The organism is Rhodothermales bacterium (genome assembly GCA_017643395.1).
Lineage (GTDB): Bacteria > Bacteroidota > Rhodothermia > Rhodothermales > UBA10348 > JABDJZ01.
Genome location: JAEPNP010000004.1, coordinates 403,156 through 419,664 on the forward strand (window position 1 = coordinate 403,156; position 16,509 = coordinate 419,664).

Sequence of the window (16,509 nt, forward strand, 5' to 3'; positions counted from 1 at the left end):
GTCTCCGAAGGCTCCGATGTGGAATCCGGCCCGATATTCGACTTCGGCCACGACGCGGACGGAGGCCACGTAGAATCGGACCCCTGTATTCCACATCGGGCGCCGAACCGACCCAAAACCGGAGCTCCCGCTTGACCCGAAGCGCCGGTTGCGCAGAGCTTCACTGCATGACCCGGGTCCTATCGGCCACAATCCTCGCGCTGGCCCTGGCCGCGGCGGCCGGCGCCCAGGCCCAGCCCTTCGTCGAAGTGCAGGCCGGGGAGAGTGCCGTCATCATCTCCGCCCCCCACGGTGGGTACCTAACGCCCGACTCCCTCGCCGACCGTTCCTGTGCCGGTTGCGTGACGGTGCGAGATTCCAGGACGCAAGAGTGGGCCCGGGCGCTCGCTGATGAACTGGCGATGCGCACCGGGGTACGCCCCCACGTAGTCATTAACCTGCTGGCTCGCACCAAGCTGGATGCCAACCGCGAGATCGTGGAGGCAGCCGATGGCGATCCCTGGGCGGAAGTGGCGTGGCAGACCTATCACGATGCCCTGGAGGTCGCCTCCGATGTGGCCGTGGCCGAGTGGGGATACGGCCTGGTACTGGACCTGCACGGTCATGGCCACGCCAATCCCCGGTTTGAGCTGGGCTACCTGCTGTCGGCGAGTGCGCTCCGGGAGAGCGATGCCGCACTGGACGCCCGCGGTGCGCAGACCAGCATGCTTGCGCTGCTTGCCCGGTCGTCCGCAGCCCCATCGGCACTGATCAGGGGCCAGGAAAGCCTGGGTGAGTTGCTCGTGCGCGAGGGCGTGCCCGCGACACCCTCTGCCACAGACCCCGCCCCCGCGGAAGGAGAAGCCTTCTTTTCCGGGGGCTACATCACTCGACGTCACGGCTCACGGGACGGCGGGCAGGTGGACGCCGTTCAACTCGAGGCCCACTTTCCGGGCGCTCGAGACTCCGAGGCCAGCATCGCCCGCCTCGCGACCGATGTCGCTGAGGCCGTCGCGAACTTCCTGGACGCCTGGTACGAACAGTCTGTCGGCGTACGGCAAGAACTCCCCCGGCGCTCATCGTGCGTCGAACTGCGTGCCCGAATGGTGCGACTGCTCTGCGAAGGACCGGCCACGGTCTTCGATCCGCTCGGTCGCCTACTCGGCCGGGTTGGGGCCGGCACTTCGTGGCACGTGCCGGGACACATCGCCCCCGGAGTCTACTTCATCCGGTACGGCTCGACCATCGAGCCGCTGGTGCTCGGGCACTGAGCCCATCGACCGCGCAAGAGTGCTACTTCTGCGCGCTCTGCTGAATCAACGCGGCGAGACCGAACAGCACCATGGCACACGTGACCGATACCATCAGAAAGCCGAGGTAGGATACGAGGTGCTGACTGCCGGCCGGATTGCTCAGGTGGTAAATCGTCCCGAAGGCGAGGTAGGCTACGCCGGGGGCAAGCAGCCAACCTGTCGCGCGCAGTGCTTTTGCAGTGGTCATGGTCCTTGTCGCTGATCGGATCGAGGTAGTTCCTCTCGTATCGACCTCCGGAGGCGCGACGAAAGTCGCTACGAACGCAGGGCCGTCTCTATCTGCTCCACAATAGACGGCCTGGCGGCAAGCAGGTGGCCAAGGCCATCGACGATCCGAGCCCGACAGCAGGGAATTTCCAGAGCGAGATGGGCCGCCATGTGTACCGACACGAGCGTGTCCTCCCTGCCGTGCCACGAGAAAACCGGAACCGGGATCTCACGCAGGCTGAACCCCCAGTCGTGGTTTGCCATGGCCAATCTGCCATCCTGGGCGTTGGCCTGCCCGCCTTGTCGGTACGCCTCGGCCAGATCGCGCTTGATCGCTGCCCGAACAGCGCCATCTGCCAGCATCGCCCGATCCGGTTCGGCCATCCGCCTGGAAAGCATGTTTATGAAACCGTCCGGGTTTCTCTTGAAACTCGCGGCGTAGCTCTCGACCAATCGTTTGGCCAGCCCGGGGGCCACGCGGTCCAACCAGAGTCCCAGCCTGCTGCCCAACTTGGCTCCGCTGGTGGCACCCGGCAGGTTCGCCGGGCATGGCGAACTCAGGATCACCGCTTTTGTCACCCGATCCGCCAGCCGGTAGGCGCACGCCAGCGCATGCGGCCCTCCGCCTGACTCCCCTCCCACCAGGAAGGACGTGTACCCAAGATGGTCGGCCAGTTCGCGCACATCCTCGGCCCAGTCCAGAAGGGTGCGCCCGGGATGGGGATCGGAAAGTCCGTAGCCGGGTCGGTCGGGAAGCACCAGACAGATGCCCGGCATCTGGGCGATGCGGTCTTCCTGGCTGAAGCCCAATCGAGAGCCCGGCGTGCCATGGAAGAAGAACAACGGGTCGCCTGCGGGATCACCGAGCGTCTGATACGCCAGCGCGCGCCCATCGGACAGTGTCATGGTCTGGTCGCTCATCGCCTACCCTGCCCTTCCGGACACCCGGGCAAGGATCCAGCCCGTCATGTGATTCAGGAGTGCCGGCGCAACCTGCATCTCGCCGAATTGATGTTGGTCCAGGCGGCGCCCCTGATATTCCAGGAAGAAGTGGTCCTGCTCCGGCAGGACATTGACGCTGAAATCAGCGTTTCCGGCTGCGAGCAGCGCCTCCGTGAGCGGACCCAGATGCGCATTCGGCACCACTTGGCCGTCCCGGGACCCCACCAACACAAGAGTCGGCATATGCACGCGACCAAGCGTTTCACCCGGATCGTAGGTGAAGAAGAACCGATGCGCCTCCGATCTCAGGCCCCCCAGGAGTTGATCGACCATCCCATCGGTGATTTGATCACGCTCTACCCCATGCGCCGCCACGAAGTCATGACCGATCGCATAAAACGAGGCATCGTCTGAGTAGTCGTCCCGGATGAGATCAACCACGCGCCGAAGCTCCCCCTCGACGGCTGGGATCACCTCCGGCGCAGCGCCTAGCCGCTTGAGGTTGGCTACTTGCTGCGCCATCCAGACGGCACCGCCCGGGATCGCGGTGGGTGCCAGTAGGACCAGGAAGTGCAGGGTGGTGTCCTCGGCGGCCAGCATGGGCCCTACGATCGCTCCGGCGCTGTGCCCTACCAGACCGATGCGACCAGCGTCGATCTCCGGCCGCTCCCGCAGAAAGCGAACGCAAGCGCGCATGTCCGCAGCACGCTCCAGCAGCGTGGCTTCTTCCACGCTGGGCCCGGTGGACGCACCGACGCCTCGGTCGTCGACCCGCAGCACCGCGATCCCGCTGCGGGTCAGGTGCTCTGCAATCTGCCTGAACATGGGCGTACCGGAGATCACCTGATCGCGAGTATGCTCGCCGTCGCCGGTTATCAGGAGTGCCGCGGGATACGGACCTGACCCGGGCGGAAGGCTCAATGTGCCCGCCAGCCGCGTATCCGGATTCTGAGTTTCTATCCGGACCTCGATGCTGGAGAACTCCGCCGGAGGATCCTGCGCGGCGCAGGCGGCCGGCACCAGGCTTGTGATGCATAGAGCGAACGCCGGCAAGAGGCGGACCAGAGTCATGGTGATGACGCGTCAAGTGCAAGGGGCCCCCAATCTTGGCCCTGCACCTGGCAATTGCGGTGACAATCATCTGACAAAACCCTGACAAATCACCTTTCACCCGGGCAGGCCTATCGCACCACGACCGTGGTCCAGCCGAGCACTCCGTCACCAACCAGCCGCAGCGAGTACACTCCCGAAGTCAGGAACCCCACATCAAGTTGCAGCGCGTCACCGTCGATCAAGTGCGTGGCCACACGGCGTCCCAGCAAATCGAAGAGCTCTGCGGTGACGGGACCGGCAGGTGCGGGGAGGTCGACGCGGACCACCGAGTCGGCTGGGTTTGGGTAGACGGTGTAGCGCTCCGGGCGAGGAAGCTCTTCAGCCTCAAGACCGATCTGCGTACCGCTGCTGGTCGTGTCCAGCCAGGCAAACGCATCCGTCAGGATCTGATTCCTGTTGGCGAAATCGATGGTGTGTGTAACGCCCTCCAGGACCAGAGAGTTGACCACGGCACCCGCCTGGACAAGCGCATCGCGGATCGGAAAGAATCCGGTGGCGAGATTGACCACACCGTCGCTGTCTCCGTGCATGATGTAGAAGGGCATGCCCGACGCGTTGTCAAGCAAGGCCTGGCTGACCTGGTTGAGGCCCTGCACAAAGGCGCCGATGGTCATGATGCCGGCAAACCTGTCGGCATTGGCAAGCCCGTACGTGTAGGCCGCCCGGCCTCCCCAGGAGAACCCCAGCACAAACTCCTTGTCGAGGTCGACGGTGTACCAGGTCTCCATCGAGTCCAGCAAGGCGGTCGAAAAGGCCTTGTCGATGGGGTCGTCCACACGCCCGTTCGCTCCGCCATCAGGGCACAGCATGAGCAGGTTGTTGGACTCGGCGAAATCCGTCAGCGTCGTGCACCACTGCGTGGAGTTGCCCCAGAAGTTGTGCAGTGGATGGAACGCGATGATGAGCTTGTTCGGAGTTCCTTCTGTGTACGCAGACGGGACGTAGACCGAATATTTCTTGGCCGGATCACCCTCGAAGGGCATCGTGCCGTTGATGCGCGTTTGCGCGTCCGCCGGAGGGGCCAGGATGACCATCCCGACCACAAGGACCAGGAGTCCGGTGCAAGTCGGGCGCCGCGTGATGATTGTGAGTCTTGTCATGGTTCTTCGCCTCATCATCGTCGGATAAGGAGCCGACTCTCTACGAGATCTCCGGACCGCATCGTATAGAGATAGGTCGCCGGAGGTACGCGTTGACCCGCGTCATTCCGGCCGTCCCACTGCATGGACTGCACCCCGGCAATCGATTGCGCGGTGAGCGTGCGCACCCGCTGGCCCAGCATGTTGTAGATCTCGACCGATACCTGTCCGGGTTCGCCCAGCGTGTAGGTTATCGTGGTCGACGCGGTGAACGGATTGGGGTAATTCTCCAGGCTCAGCAGTCCCCCTCGGGGCACTTCGGCTGCGTCCGCGTGGGTCGGCACCGATGAGACCAGCATGCGCAGCGTGCCGGTGTTGAACTCGGAGACATAGAGCGTATCGCCCGTTGACGAGGCCACAATGCCGTTTGGGCCGTCAAAGCTCGCGGCCGTGCCGACGCCATCCGCCTGCCCCTTGGCGCCGCTCCCGGCGATGACCTCCACGGAGGAGCCATCCATCGAGATGCGATACACCTCATTCCGGTTGTAGCTCGTCGCATAGAGGAAGCCGTTGGACAGCACCAGAAATCCCAAAAACGACTGGATGCTGGCCAGTTCGGTGATGTCACCGGCGGGGGAAATCCGGAAAATGCGGCCGTTGTTGTAGTTGCCCACGTACAGATTGCGGTCCGCGTCGAAGGCCATTCCGATGGGCCCGTTCAGGGGCGCGCCGGAAACCCAGGTGGTCACATTGCCCGGGTCGGCGATGGCCACCTTGCTGATCCTCGAGGTTCTGTAGTGGGCGATGTACAGGGTGTCTCCAGCAGCATTGAACAGCACGTTGCTGGGGTTGGCCACGGAGATGAAATCCTGGGTGACGGTACCACCCGGCGTCACACGACTGATGCGCCCGCCGAAGACGTTGGCCACGTAGAGATTGCCGGCACCGTCCACGGCCAGTCCGTTGGGAGTGTCGAAGCCCTCCGCGAAGACCGACACAGTGCCGTCAGGCGTGATGCGACGCACCACAGCCCCCTGGTACTGGGAGATGTAGAGGTTGCCCGATTGATCAAAGACCATCCCATCGTCCAGACCATTGGCCGACGGAACGGGAGTGCTGACTTCCCACTGTGCCAGGAGGGGCATGGGGGATGTTGCGAACAGAAAGAGCGGCAGGACGACGCGCAGTAGCAAGCTTTTTTGCATAGAGGCTTTCGGGGTTTTGCGATGTCCCGAAGCCTAGCTGCGCAGGCCGCATTCGTCGGTGCATCCGTGCGGATGGCACGCGTGTGTATGCAGAACTACCCTATCGCGCGCGCACTCTCGCGTATTGCGATGGCGTCATCTGGGTATGTCGCTTGAAGATGCGATTGAAGGATGTCTTGCTATTGAATCCGACATCGTGAGCGATGGCCAGCACCGAGAAGTCCCGGTAGCTCGGATCGGTCAGGCGCCTGCAGGCCTCCTCTACCCGATAGGCGTTGATGAACGCGTGAAAGGACTTTCCGACCTGCTGATTTAGCAGTTGGGTCACGTGATGCCGACTGATGCCAAGCATGTCTGCGAGGTCCGACAACTTCAGGTCGCTGCGGAGGTGCGGCTTCTCCTCCTCCATCAGCTCCATCAGTTTGGCCAGGTTCTGTTCCACATAGGGCTCCGGAAGCGCGGACCGGTCATACTTCCGTCCGTGCAGCGGCGGCGACTGGAAGACCTGAGGGTTCCTGAATGCCGTATAGATGATCAACAGCAGGAACGACGAAATGAAGAGCGCGGAGATGTAGTAGTAGTGCACCTCGGCCGTGCCCGTCACCAGCAGTCGCAGCGAGAAGACGGTCTCGTAGGCCATGTAGGCCAGAAAAACAGTGACCAGCCGCCGAAACCACAGCAGGTACTGGGCGATGTGGTCCGAGGACCTCTCACGGTGGGCCCGCTCGAACCGACGCAGAAGCCGCACGCTGAGTCCCAGATACACGATCATCTGCATCGTGAAGAGGTACGTGTAGAGCAGCGGGAAGAAACGCAGGCCTCCTGCCTGCGAGAGGTAGAGGTACTTCCCGTATCCGAGGGCGGCGAAGTGCTGTGGCCAAAACGTGCTGTGCAGAGTGGGCACCAGATAGACCAGAAAAGGGACCAACTGCAGGGCGACTCTCCAGGAGAGACGCAGCGAATGCCCGGTGAGGAGCCACAGGTACGCATAGAGCGCAGGACCGAGGAGCAGCCAAAACGGGCCGAGAAGAAAACCGAGACCTGAAAGCGAGCGGTTGAGCCCGGACGTTTGCACGACGTAACCGGTCGTGATTACGGCGATGAGCAGCGCCACGGCGGCCAAAAACCGGTTTGCAGCCGGCTGTCTGCCGGGATTGAAGCTGAGGATGCCCGCAAGAACGAATCCCTGCAAGGCGCAGAAGCTGAACAGGATGGCCCAGAGGCTCAGGAAGGGATCGGCAGTCGACACGCGGCTGGGGTTCGTTGCAATGTGGTGTCGAGGATACCAGCCTTTCCCTGCGCCCGGAATGCCAAAGCTGGTACAGGGGCAGATGCGTGACTTCGCGGGGCAACCTCACCTGGCGCCGGACGTAGCGGTCCGAGAGCGTCCAGCCCCAAGGAATCATGAGAACACGCCCCCTGGAAAAGCGAGAGACCGAGTGGCGGCTCGGCACATGGTGCGTACAGCCGCACAATCACCGACTTGTGGACCGGGCCGGCAGCGTGCGCATCGACCCCAAGCTCATGGACCTGTTGGTGTGCCTTGCAGACGCTCCGGGCGAAACGCTTCAGCGTGCAGAGCTGCTGGGCCGGGTCTGGACCGGCGTCGTGGTGAGCGACGATACGCTCAATCAGGCGATATCGCGCCTTCGTCGGATCCTGGGTGACGATTCCAGGGCTCCGAGATATATCGAAACCGTCCCCAGAGTCGGCTACCGGTTGATTGCACCTGTCTCCCGAGGTCCGGCCAAACCTCGGCAGTGGGCACGGAGACTGCCGCTGTCGGTTCGGCTGTTAGCCGCGGCGGCGGTGTTGGTCCCGCTACTCTGGATGGCCGGGCAGACGAAGGAGCTTGCCCAGAGCGCGCTTGACCCGCCGATCGAGATTCTTGGCGATCCGTTTGAAGACCCGCCGGACGTGGTCTTTCTCGACCCCGACGAAGCGGTCCGGGTCATCGTGATGGGAGTGATGAGCAGGGTGTGGTCTCAACCGTAGGAGGCGATGGCGCGCATTCATCAGCTGGTTTTCCTCTCGATTCTGGCGTGCAGCAGTTCCGCCAGAGCGCAGCCATGTGCACCCATTCAGCCGCAGTCCCTGGTCGAACAACCGTGGACGCAGCTCTTGGGGTTCGGCACCGCGGTGGATCACGAGGGATCGCGGGCGGTGATCGGTGGACCCGGGAGATCCGGGGCCTGGATGGAGGGAGCCGCCTGGGTCATGGAAGAGGAACTGGGCACATGGCGAGAGCGGGCGTTTCTGCAGCCATCCGAGCGGGCCATGCAGTTCGGGTATGCAGTTGCGCTTTACGAAGACTATCTGGCCGTCGGGGCTCCCGCATTCTTCCCGCAGGGTCAGACAGGCAAGGTGTTCCTGTACCACTTCAACGGCACTGAGTGGATCGAGCGCGCTGTACTCACTTCACCAGCCGAAGAACCGGGCGACAGTTTTGGATACTCTGTCGCGGTTTCCGAGTCCGCGCTGGTCGTCGGTGCACCTGGGGCGTCCGGCCGTTCGGGAAATGCGTACCTGTTTCCTCTCCCAATTCAGGAACTGGAGGGGGGCATTCTCGGGGTCCTTTCGCTACGAGACCACATCACCCAATCCCTTGAAGAGTTCGGACACTCGGTGACGGCGTCCGGAAGGTTTGCCGCAGCAAGCGGGACCCGCTTCGGTCCGGTGGCCATATTCGAACGGGGCGTAAGCTGGCATTTGGTCCGGACATTGCAGTCCCCGGAAGGCTGGCAGAGTCTCTACTTCGGACGGTCCATCGCTCTGCACGAGAGTCAGCTTGTAGTAGGCAACTACAAAGGCGGCGCGGGCGGCGTTGCTCACGTCTTTTCGCGACACGACTCAGGAGTCTGGCAGGAGGTCGCCGTACTTGAGTCGCCCGATCCCGAGCACACAGACCGGTTTGCATGGACGGTCGATGTGGCCGAGGGGCGGATCGGCGTGGCCCCAAGAACGGGGCAAATCAGCGTCTTTCGGGGAGAAGGGTCCACATGGGACCCCGCACCTCGGCTGGTCGAGCCGTGCGACGGGGGTTTCAGGCGAGATCTCTCTGTGGGGCAACATTCCGTGCTTGTCGGCTCGGTGGCTGCGAACGCGATCTTCGCACTGGACGAACGTGGAACGTCGACCCTCGCCGACCCGGCGGCCGTCACTCGTGACTTCGGCGTCGAGGCCTTTCCAAATCCCTCAACGGGCGGGCTGACGCTGATCGCCCGCTCTCCGTCCGCTGTCGGCAGTACCGTGGAGATTCTGGACGTGCTGGGTCGTCGAGTGGGGCGCGTGACGCTGAGTGGGAGGCAGACTCGGGTCGAAACGCAGGACTACGCCCGCGGACTGTACCTCCTGGTCGTGACCGGCCGTGACGGCGCCCAACTGACAACCTGGGTCAAGCGCTAGTCGCCGCCGCCCTACTCCACGGCTGCGAGCACCCGCCTGAGCACCTCGAGCGAGCGACTGTGCCCATAGCGGGTGTTGTAGGCCGCGCTCTGGGTGACGACAACCAGCCGCTGTTCCGGAAACGCGTAAATCTTGTTTCCCCCGTTGCCGGACGCGAGGAAGTAGGGGAACGGCTTGTCGCCAATCGTAAGTGTATGTGTGTACCAGGAGTACCCGTATCCGTCATAGTTCTCCCATGGAACCGGATACAGGGGTTCGACGGAGGCCCGAACCCAAGCCTCCGGAAGCACTCGCTGGCCGTTCCAGAGGCCTCCGTCCAGGTATACCTGGCCCAGCTTGGCCATGTCCCGTGCGCGGAGTGACAGGTTGCCCTGACCGACCGTGCGCCCGTTGGGGGTTTGCAACCATCGGTAGCGATCAATGCCGAGCGGCCCGAACAGCCGCTCCTCCGCATACGTCGCAAGTGACTGTCCCGACGCCTCTTCGACGGCCGCTCCCGCCAGGAACGAGCTGGCCGACGAGTACATCCAGGCGCTTCCGGGTTCATGCGACATGGGCAGGTCAAGCACGAATCGCACCCAATCCTCCGACTCCCACATGTGATCCTCGTACCCCGGTGAGGACGGGTCGTCAGCGTCCGCGTGGAGACCGGATGTCATGGTAAGGAGGTGTGCCATGGTGATGGCTTGCTTGCCTGCTCGGTCGTGCAGCACCGGCGCATAGGACGGAAAGAGTGGCAAGACCGGTGCGTCGACGCCCTGGATCAGGCCTTCAGCGATTGCGATTCCGACCAACGCGGACGTGACGCTCTTCCCTGCCGACCGCATGTCCTGCAGGGAGTCGGGGCCGTGGCCATGGAAGTAATGCTCGGCCACCAGTTTGCCGTTCCGTGCGACGACCAGGCTGCGGAAGTCATCGTGTTCGTCCTCTTCGATGAAGGCGACCGCTTGTGACAGAAGGTCCGGATCCAGGCCTTCAGCCGCGGGGTGTGAAATCGCCCAGCCCTCCGGCGCGTTCGCGCCCTCGGTGGGGATTCGTTTCATCCTGCTGAAGGGAAATCCATTGCATCCGATGCGCGGCGTCTCTCTCTGTGAATCCGGCGCTGCCCGCGCCTCCTCCAGCGAACCGGCGTCGTAGACCGCGTAGCAGAACGCCCACTCGAATTCGGAATCTTCCAGTGCCACCCAATCGATCCGGGTCCACAAGCCCGCCTCCGACGGGTTGTCGGCGCCATTCTGCGCGAGCAGGTACTTCCCCTCTGGGTTCCATTCGACAACGTGGTAGCGCGTCGAGGGGCGTTGCAGCCAAAGATCAGGTGTGACGCTGTATTCGATGCCGTAGTCGTCAGCAAAGAGACCAGTGAACCCGTCCGGCGATCCCGGGGTCTCCGGGGCAGGTCGGCCGCAGCCGAGACAGAAAGCGGCCAGGCAGACTGAGAATGATGTTCTGATCACGACGAGGACTTCATTTGCTCTTGCCACGCAAGATAGACCCGCCTGGACGGGGTCCGTCGCGGCCTGGCTTAAAGCCGATGTCCCCGGTGCCGAAACCCAGGGCCGGGGCAGTTGCCCCATCGCCCGTTCCATGTGGAGTCAGTTGAGATGAAATCGAAGAAGGTCCTTATTGGTTGTGCCATTGTGTTGGTTGCGCTTCTCGGCGCTGACGCCATGGATCCCGGGGGTAGCCAGGTAGACGACCTCTACCTGAAGGCCCACCGATTCGTTTACCCTGATCACGTGCCTGTTCGGCAGGTAGATGGCTCCGTCACATGGCGCCATCGGGATCACTTCGTGAACAGCGCGGATCACTTCCTGCAGCTGGTCGAAGAAAAAAGGTTTCACGCCGTGCATGCGTACGCGAAGCTGGTCTTGGAGGAGCGGCCCCGAGAGGCGGATTCGCTTGCCTCCCTGTACATCGCGCGCGAGGATGCTCGCATGATGGCAGTGGCAGGCCCTCTGCCTCACGAGAGCGCAGCGGAGCATGCGGACCGCGTCAGACGTGGCCGGTCTGCGCTGGGGTTTGAAGGGGACATCGGACCCTGACAACCGCTTGTCTCCGCGGCGTCTACGAGACCTCGCTGATCTCCAGGAGGTGCCCGTCCGGATCACGAAAGAAGCAACGGATCTCGCCACCCCGGTCATTCGGGGGCGTCAGGAACTCGGCGCCGCGACCCTTCAGCACCTCGTAGGCCTTCCGGCAATCGGGCACGCGCATGGTGAGCTGATGGCTCACAGAATCCGCATCCCGGGGCGGCTCGAACGTCACACCTGGTTTGTCCACTGTCGGTCCTCCCCCAGTGACCAAAAGCAGCCAGACACCCTGGAACCGGAGCACGCAGGGGGTCCCTCCGTACTCCCGGTAGACATCCGCGCCCAAAACATCGCGATAGAAGTCTCGGGAGCGGTTTACGTCGCTGACCACGAGGAGCTGCGTGAGCTCAACGTCGGGAGTTGGGAATTCAGGCATCCGGGGTCACGGGGCTGGTGCCTACAAGCTAAAGACTCCTGCTGCCGTGCGCGCGTAAAGCTTGCCTCGCCAGGCGATGATCTCCAGGGAGTGCTCCGGCGAATCCGCGAGATTCACCCATCGTCCGCCTTTCCACTCGGCCGCCTCCGGGCCTGTAAGGAAGAGGCGACCGGAGAACGGGTCCGCCGACGGGAAAGCCAGCGATCGATCCGAGGGACTCCATCGACCATCCTTCCACCGAAAGCTGGCCACATCGTGATACGCAAAAGCAACCCCGTCGGCCGCGACCACGAAGCGCCCACCCGACTTCAATGTGAGCGACCCGAACACGTCGGTCCAGCCTGAGTCGGGACTCCACTGCACGAAGTCGGTCCCAGAGTGACCGTACAGGTGCCCGTCAAGGCCAAACACCACGGAGGTCAGTGGTTCAGGCGCGGCAAGATCCACCCACAACGCGTTGTGAGTGTCATACCTCCAGACGCCGCCTTCAAGATCAATGGCCACCGGGAACACTCCCTGAGGCACGTCCACGAGTTCCTTGAGGGCGAACGGCAGGCGCTGGTCATGCCATGTTGAACCGTCGGCCGAGACCGCCAGAGAATTGCGGATAGGGATGGCGAGCGAATCGCCGAATCGTTGGAGGCGTTCGCCGCGCTGTGTGCCTACCGCAGTCCAGCGCAGACCGTCCGTCGTTCGCATGACGACGCGCGAAGGAAGCAGCGCGTACAGGGCGCCCCGAGTGGGCACCAGGTTGTCCACGAAGCCAGGCAGACCGTCTGCGCAGGCGGTCGCCCGGGCGCCGACTTTACCACATAGCGGCCCCACCTCGGGTGAGGCAGCGATCCAGTCGTCTCCGAGTGCCGCCAGGGCTTTCATGCCGGATTGCGCCACTGGCATGGGCTCCCAGGTGCCTCCACCATCTCCCGACACCAGAAAGGCCTCTTCCGCCCAGGATACTCCGGTTGATTCCGTGCCGCTGGCGTAGAGCAGGCTCCCCTTTCCGGCAGCGAGCCTCGTTTCCTTTCTGACGCTCCGGGGCAGCGTTCCGGCCTCGGCCCACGAGCCGCCCCCATCGACCGAACGCCAGATCGTGTCATTCTGGCGCGCGTAGAGGGTGCCGGATTCTCCAGATACCAGCGCCGTCACGTTGCGGTCGAGGCTCCCGGAAACGCCCCACTGGCCCGCCGACTGCATGTACAGGGTGCCGTCCACCAGCGCAACCAGCCCGTTCTGCCCAGCGGCCAATCGGCTAACCACCTGTCCCTCGAAAGCGACGCGCTTGATGGGCGATGGGACCTCAAACAGCCCGCAATGCGTGCCGGCGTACGCACGCTCCCCGGTTTCAACGACCGATAGCACCTCGCCACCGATGTTGGCAAACCGGCTGCATCCGGCCGGGGTGCGGAACGCCTCGGCCTCATTGTGCCAGCGCCCGCGAGAGTCCCTCCAACGCAGTCCTCCCCGTGAACGCCCGGTATAGAGCCGTCCGGACGGGCCCGCGTACACAAAGTGGCTTCCTTCGTCGAAAACCTCCAACCACTCGGATCCAGTCGAAGGTCGTTCATAGACCTTGGTGTGCCCCCCGTACGGGGAGGGCTTCGAAAGGGCCAGGGCGGATCCGTCGGGACTCAGGTGGAGTGCGGTTGCAAAACCCGTATACGGCCCTGTCTGCTGCCAGGAAGAACTGTTGTTCGGCTCGACGGCGTCGCAGCCGGAGATGAGCAGAAGGAGGATCGCGGCGGTCAGGATAGCTCGATGCACATCGAGGAGTCAGTTGGGAATGGGGTCCGGGCACTAGCCGCTCGACCGTCGGCAATGGTAACACTACTCACCAGTCACGAGAGATCGTGGGCGCTGGGGTGTTGTGGGACTTCGCAGTTGACATACAACCAATCGGTTGTATATTGGCGCATGCTCACCACGATCGAAGACCGAAGAGACCGCGTGTTTCACGCCCTGGCTGACCGAACCCGTCGGGATATCCTGCGCCGGTCGCTGACGGAGGAGCACTCCATCACGGAACTCGCAGGTGCCTACGACATGAGCTTCGCAGCCGTTCAGAAGCACGTGAGCGTGCTTCACGGGGCCGGTCTGCTGAAAAAGCGTCGCGCCGGGCGCAGGGCGATGACCTCCGGAGACGTGGAAGGCATTCGCTCTGCCGCGGTGCTCCTGCGCGAACTGGAAGACCTCTGGCGCGGCCGCATCGCCCGAATGGAACAGCTTCTGGAGGCTGACGCCGTCGACCAGAACAGCCTCTCTCCTCATCCCCTGAAATCCCTCAAGTAGCCATGCCCGTCCTCAACGTTTCGCACGACCTGGAGACACTTCGCCTGACCATTGTTGCCGAGTTCGCTGCGTCCAAGGAGCGACTTTGGGCCATGTACAGTGACCCTCGGCAACTGGAACGCGTGTGGGGACCTCCCTCGCATCCGGCCACCTTCGTCGACCACGAACTGAAGGTGGGCTCCCGTTCTACCTACTTCATGACCGGTCCCGAAGGAGAGAGGTACCATGGCTTCTGGGAGATTACCGGTGTCGACGAGCCCCACGGATTCTCGTTCGATGACGGATTTGCGGATGCCGACTTCAACGCGAATCCCGATATGCCCATGGCGCGAACTGACTTTCGGTTCGAGAGCGTAGCGGGCGGAACCCGCGCCACCTTTGTGAGCACTTATGCCAGCCGGGAGGCACTCGAGACTGTGCTCAAAATGGGGGTCGTGGAAGGGGCTACCGCAGCGATCAATCAGATTGACGGCCTGCTTGCGGAGTAGTGTCGAGGGCTGCCAGTTCGAGCACGATCGATCCCAGACGCGCTTCGGATTCCACCCGACGGTGCGCCTGCACGGCCTCTTCGAGGGGCAAGCACTGATCGACCACGGCGGTCAGGCTGCCTTGCTCGATCATCTCTGTCAGTGCGTTCAATTCGTCCAGGGTCTCCCGTGCAAAGGCAAAGCCGGCCTTTTTCCCCTCACGGCTCGGCCAGAGGCTCGCCCGGAGCATGTCCGACAGTTTTGGATTGGCAGTCAGGTAACGCCCTCCCGGTTTCAGCGTGGCCATGCATGAGGAAAAGGAGCGCGTGGCGACCATGTTGAGGATGACGTCGTAGCGCCTGCCGGACGCAGCGAAATCGTGCGTGCTGTAGTCGACAAAGTGCTCCGCGCCCAGCCTCCGCAACATCGCCTCTTTGTGGGCAGCATCCACGACAGTCACTGAAGCGCCCATCGCCCTTGCAATTTGTACTGCGAACGTGCCGATGCTGCCGCCGGCGCCGTTGATGAGCACCGTTTCTCCCGGCTGAATCTCCGCCCTGCGCATGAAGTGCAACGCGTTGAGTCCCCCCAATGGCACTGCGGCGGCCTCGAAGTGGCGCATGTTACGTGGTTTCGCAGTGACCGTGTAGCTGTCAGGCACGCACAGAAACTCGCCGTACGCGCCCATGCGAAGCTGCGCAGAGCCGTAGACCGCATCGCCCGGATCGAATCGAGTCACCTTCTCTCCTACCGCCTCCACGACGCCCGAGAAATAGCCGCCCAGGATGGGGCGGCGCGGGCGGCGCACTCCCAGCGCGAATCGGAGCGGCAGCCAGAACCACTTGACCGGGAAGCGAAAACTTCGGAGCTCGCAGTCGGACTTGGTGACTTCGGTCGCGCAGACCCGGACCAGGATCTCGTCTGGCCTCGGCTCGGGTGCGGCGACCTCTGCCAGGTGCAAGACCTCCGGTGGACCATACTGCCTGTAGATGATCGCTTTCACAGTCGCGTCGGTTTCATCCGGGGCCTGGTGAAAACCCGCCTTGCCTATCGCTAAACCAACAGGCGTGGGTCGAACGCCGCTGGCGCAGGCGGACTGGGGGTCAACTTGCTGAAATCCGGATGATCAGGATTAATGAGGTAGTTCCACTCAACAGGGACGATAACACTCGGCACGGCGAGTGCGAGAGATTTCAGGCTGTCGAGCCACTTGTCTCCTACCTGTTGTGTCGCGGACCGGTACGGCAGCGCCTTCCAATCGCTGGGGAGATCTGATGGGGCCAGGCGCGTGATGTCGTCTTCTTCCAGAGCTGCCCAGAGAACAACGTGATTGAGCAATCGCGAACGGTCTCCAGCTTGCACGAGCATTTCCAGCATTGCCAACGACAGCGAACCGGATGCATATACCACCTTCCTTCCGACGCTATTGAAGCGTCCGCCCGTGCGCTGCGCCCCCAGACCGGAAAAGGCAGTTGTCGCGTAGGCTTTGGCCGTGATTCTCCAGATTCGCACCGGCCCTAGGAGGGGACTCCGTGGGCTATTTGGCCCAGCAGCCGCTCCACCAGTTCCGCTCCCGGTTCTGTGCGGACATACTCAAGTGGAGTCACTCCCCCAAGGGCGTAGTTGGACTCCTTCATCCAGGACCTGGCAGCATCCTCGCCACCCAGCACGGAGGCCGCATATTCGAGGAGTCGGCCAACGCGATAGACCCGCTCCGACTCGTCCGGGGGCAATTTCTCCTCACTCTTCCTTCGTGCCAGGGTCCGGACGGACACGTGGATGACGTCGGCAAATTCCCTTTTCGTCAAGTCCAGGACGGATCGAACCGCCTCCAGAGATCCGGTTGGCAATCCCTCGGAGACCTTGCGCGCCGCCGTCGGCAGATCCCAGGCGAGATACGCGTACGTGCCCTTTGAAGCCGCTGCCCCGCTCGTGCCGGCCGTCGAGGATCCAGGCTTTGCCTTCACCTTACCCATGATTGTGCCTTTTGGCGTATTGACAGATGCCTTTTGGCTTTGTACGGCGGGTGTAGGAGAAGGTTCTGGTC

18 protein-coding genes are annotated in these 16,509 nt (G+C 63.1%); 6 read left to right on the top strand and 12 right to left on the bottom strand.

The window, feature by feature from the left end; genetic code table 11:
- Positions 1-167 precede the first annotated feature (167 nt).
- The gene (locus tag JJ896_14410; protein MBO6780843.1) at positions 168-1,250 is read left to right on the top strand and encodes a hypothetical protein; all 1,083 of its coding nucleotides are present in this window, start codon (positions 168-170) and stop codon (positions 1,248-1,250) included.
- 22 nt (positions 1,251-1,272) lie between these two features.
- Here the strand turns inward: JJ896_14410 and JJ896_14415 are convergent, their stop codons facing one another.
- The 6 genes from JJ896_14415 to JJ896_14440 form a co-directional block, all read right to left on the bottom strand.
- Positions 1,273-1,479, bottom strand: a complete 207-nt coding sequence (locus tag JJ896_14415) for a hypothetical protein (protein MBO6780844.1) — start codon at positions 1,477-1,479, stop codon at positions 1,273-1,275.
- A 68-nt stretch (positions 1,480-1,547) separates the two neighbouring features.
- Complete coding sequence (locus tag JJ896_14420) at positions 1,548-2,420, bottom strand: alpha/beta hydrolase (GenBank protein MBO6780845.1); 873 nt, start codon at positions 2,418-2,420, stop codon at positions 1,548-1,550.
- A gap of 3 nt (positions 2,421-2,423) precedes the next feature.
- Complete coding sequence (locus tag JJ896_14425) at positions 2,424-3,512, bottom strand: alpha/beta fold hydrolase (GenBank protein MBO6780846.1); 1,089 nt, start codon at positions 3,510-3,512, stop codon at positions 2,424-2,426.
- Between the two features lie 110 nt (positions 3,513-3,622).
- Positions 3,623-4,654 carry a T9SS type A sorting domain-containing protein gene (locus JJ896_14430; protein MBO6780847.1) on the bottom strand — a complete coding sequence of 344 codons (1,032 nt, stop codon included), beginning with the start codon at positions 4,652-4,654 and terminating at the stop codon, positions 3,623-3,625.
- Positions 4,655-4,668: 14 nt separating this feature from the next.
- Complete coding sequence (locus JJ896_14435) at positions 4,669-5,778, bottom strand: SMP-30/gluconolactonase/LRE family protein (GenBank protein MBO6780848.1); 1,110 nt, start codon at positions 5,776-5,778, stop codon at positions 4,669-4,671.
- A gap of 160 nt (positions 5,779-5,938) precedes the next feature.
- Complete coding sequence (locus JJ896_14440) at positions 5,939-7,087, bottom strand: AraC family transcriptional regulator (protein MBO6780849.1); 1,149 nt, start codon at positions 7,085-7,087, stop codon at positions 5,939-5,941.
- Positions 7,088-7,242: 155 nt separating this feature from the next.
- Between JJ896_14440 and JJ896_14445 the strand changes: the two genes are divergently transcribed.
- A complete protein-coding gene (locus JJ896_14445) occupies positions 7,243-7,833 on the top strand; it encodes a winged helix-turn-helix domain-containing protein (protein ID MBO6780850.1) in 591 nt (196 codons plus the stop codon).
- A 6-nt stretch (positions 7,834-7,839) separates the two neighbouring features.
- On the top strand, positions 7,840-9,243 hold the full coding sequence (locus tag JJ896_14450; protein MBO6780851.1) for a T9SS type A sorting domain-containing protein: 1,404 nt from the start codon (positions 7,840-7,842) through the stop codon (positions 9,241-9,243).
- 11 nt (positions 9,244-9,254) lie between these two features.
- Here JJ896_14450 and JJ896_14455 read toward each other — a convergent pair whose 3' ends face one another.
- A complete protein-coding gene (locus JJ896_14455; protein ID MBO6780852.1) occupies positions 9,255-10,697 on the bottom strand; it encodes a serine hydrolase in 1,443 nt (480 codons plus the stop codon).
- A 147-nt stretch (positions 10,698-10,844) separates the two neighbouring features.
- On the opposite strand from JJ896_14455, the gene JJ896_14460 reads away from it, so the two are divergent.
- Positions 10,845-11,285, top strand: a complete 441-nt coding sequence (locus JJ896_14460) for a hypothetical protein (protein MBO6780853.1) — start codon at positions 10,845-10,847, stop codon at positions 11,283-11,285.
- Between the two features lie 22 nt (positions 11,286-11,307).
- On the opposite strand, the gene JJ896_14465 is transcribed toward JJ896_14460, so the two are convergent.
- Both JJ896_14465 and JJ896_14470 read right to left on the bottom strand, forming a co-directional pair.
- Positions 11,308-11,709, bottom strand: a complete 402-nt coding sequence (locus JJ896_14465; protein ID MBO6780854.1) for a VOC family protein — start codon at positions 11,707-11,709, stop codon at positions 11,308-11,310.
- 21 nt (positions 11,710-11,730) lie between these two features.
- Positions 11,731-13,470 carry a hypothetical protein gene (locus JJ896_14470; GenBank protein ID MBO6780855.1) on the bottom strand — a complete coding sequence of 580 codons (1,740 nt, stop codon included), beginning with the start codon at positions 13,468-13,470 and terminating at the stop codon, positions 11,731-11,733.
- A 150-nt stretch (positions 13,471-13,620) separates the two neighbouring features.
- Here JJ896_14470 and JJ896_14475 point away from each other — a divergent pair, with 150 nt between their 5' ends.
- A complete protein-coding gene (locus JJ896_14475; protein ID MBO6780856.1) occupies positions 13,621-13,995 on the top strand; it encodes a winged helix-turn-helix transcriptional regulator in 375 nt (124 codons plus the stop codon).
- A gap of 2 nt (positions 13,996-13,997) precedes the next feature.
- A complete protein-coding gene (locus JJ896_14480) occupies positions 13,998-14,483 on the top strand; it encodes an SRPBCC domain-containing protein (GenBank protein MBO6780857.1) in 486 nt (161 codons plus the stop codon).
- Here JJ896_14480 and JJ896_14485 read toward each other — a convergent pair.
- The 3 genes from JJ896_14485 to JJ896_14495 are packed head-to-tail and all read right to left on the bottom strand — an operon-like array spanning position 14,452 to position 16,438.
- Positions 14,452-15,465 (bottom strand): NAD(P)-dependent alcohol dehydrogenase, encoded by a 1,014-nt coding sequence (locus tag JJ896_14485; GenBank protein ID MBO6780858.1) that lies wholly within the window; start codon positions 15,463-15,465, stop codon positions 14,452-14,454. The genes JJ896_14480 and JJ896_14485 overlap by 32 nt on opposite strands.
- A gap of 50 nt (positions 15,466-15,515) precedes the next feature.
- Complete coding sequence (locus tag JJ896_14490; GenBank protein MBO6780859.1) at positions 15,516-15,974, bottom strand: RES family NAD+ phosphorylase; 459 nt, start codon at positions 15,972-15,974, stop codon at positions 15,516-15,518.
- Between the two features lie 5 nt (positions 15,975-15,979).
- A complete protein-coding gene (locus tag JJ896_14495) occupies positions 15,980-16,438 on the bottom strand; it encodes a DUF2384 domain-containing protein (GenBank protein ID MBO6780860.1) in 459 nt (152 codons plus the stop codon).
- Positions 16,439-16,509 lie beyond the last annotated feature (71 nt).

What these genes read in the sequence shown, in the direction of transcription:
- JJ896_14425 (MBO6780846.1), bottom strand. Translation starts at nt 3,512, where the DNA reads ATGACTCTGGTCCGCCTCTTGCCGGCGTTCGCTCTATGCATCACAAGC.
- JJ896_14460 (MBO6780853.1), top strand. Translation starts at nt 10,845, where the DNA reads ATGAAATCGAAGAAGGTCCTTATTGGTTGTGCCATTGTGTTGGTTGCG.
- JJ896_14475 (MBO6780856.1), top strand. Translation starts at nt 13,621, where the DNA reads ATGCTCACCACGATCGAAGACCGAAGAGACCGCGTGTTTCACGCCCTG.
- JJ896_14465 (MBO6780854.1), bottom strand. Translation starts at nt 11,709, where the DNA reads ATGCCTGAATTCCCAACTCCCGACGTTGAGCTCACGCAGCTCCTCGTG.
- JJ896_14495 (MBO6780860.1), bottom strand. Translation starts at nt 16,438, where the DNA reads ATGGGTAAGGTGAAGGCAAAGCCTGGATCCTCGACGGCCGGCACGAGC.
- JJ896_14445 (MBO6780850.1), top strand. Translation starts at nt 7,243, where the DNA reads ATGAGAACACGCCCCCTGGAAAAGCGAGAGACCGAGTGGCGGCTCGGC.
- JJ896_14480 (MBO6780857.1), top strand. Translation starts at nt 13,998, where the DNA reads ATGCCCGTCCTCAACGTTTCGCACGACCTGGAGACACTTCGCCTGACC.
- JJ896_14420 (MBO6780845.1), bottom strand. Translation starts at nt 2,420, where the DNA reads ATGAGCGACCAGACCATGACACTGTCCGATGGGCGCGCGCTGGCGTAT.
- JJ896_14410 (MBO6780843.1), top strand. Translation starts at nt 168, where the DNA reads ATGACCCGGGTCCTATCGGCCACAATCCTCGCGCTGGCCCTGGCCGCG.
- JJ896_14450 (MBO6780851.1), top strand. Translation starts at nt 7,840, where the DNA reads ATGGCGCGCATTCATCAGCTGGTTTTCCTCTCGATTCTGGCGTGCAGC.
- JJ896_14430 (MBO6780847.1), bottom strand. Translation starts at nt 4,654, where the DNA reads ATGACAAGACTCACAATCATCACGCGGCGCCCGACTTGCACCGGACTC.
- JJ896_14435 (MBO6780848.1), bottom strand. Translation starts at nt 5,778, where the DNA reads ATGCCCCTCCTGGCACAGTGGGAAGTCAGCACTCCCGTTCCGTCGGCC.
- JJ896_14415 (MBO6780844.1), bottom strand. Translation starts at nt 1,479, where the DNA reads ATGACCACTGCAAAAGCACTGCGCGCGACAGGTTGGCTGCTTGCCCCC.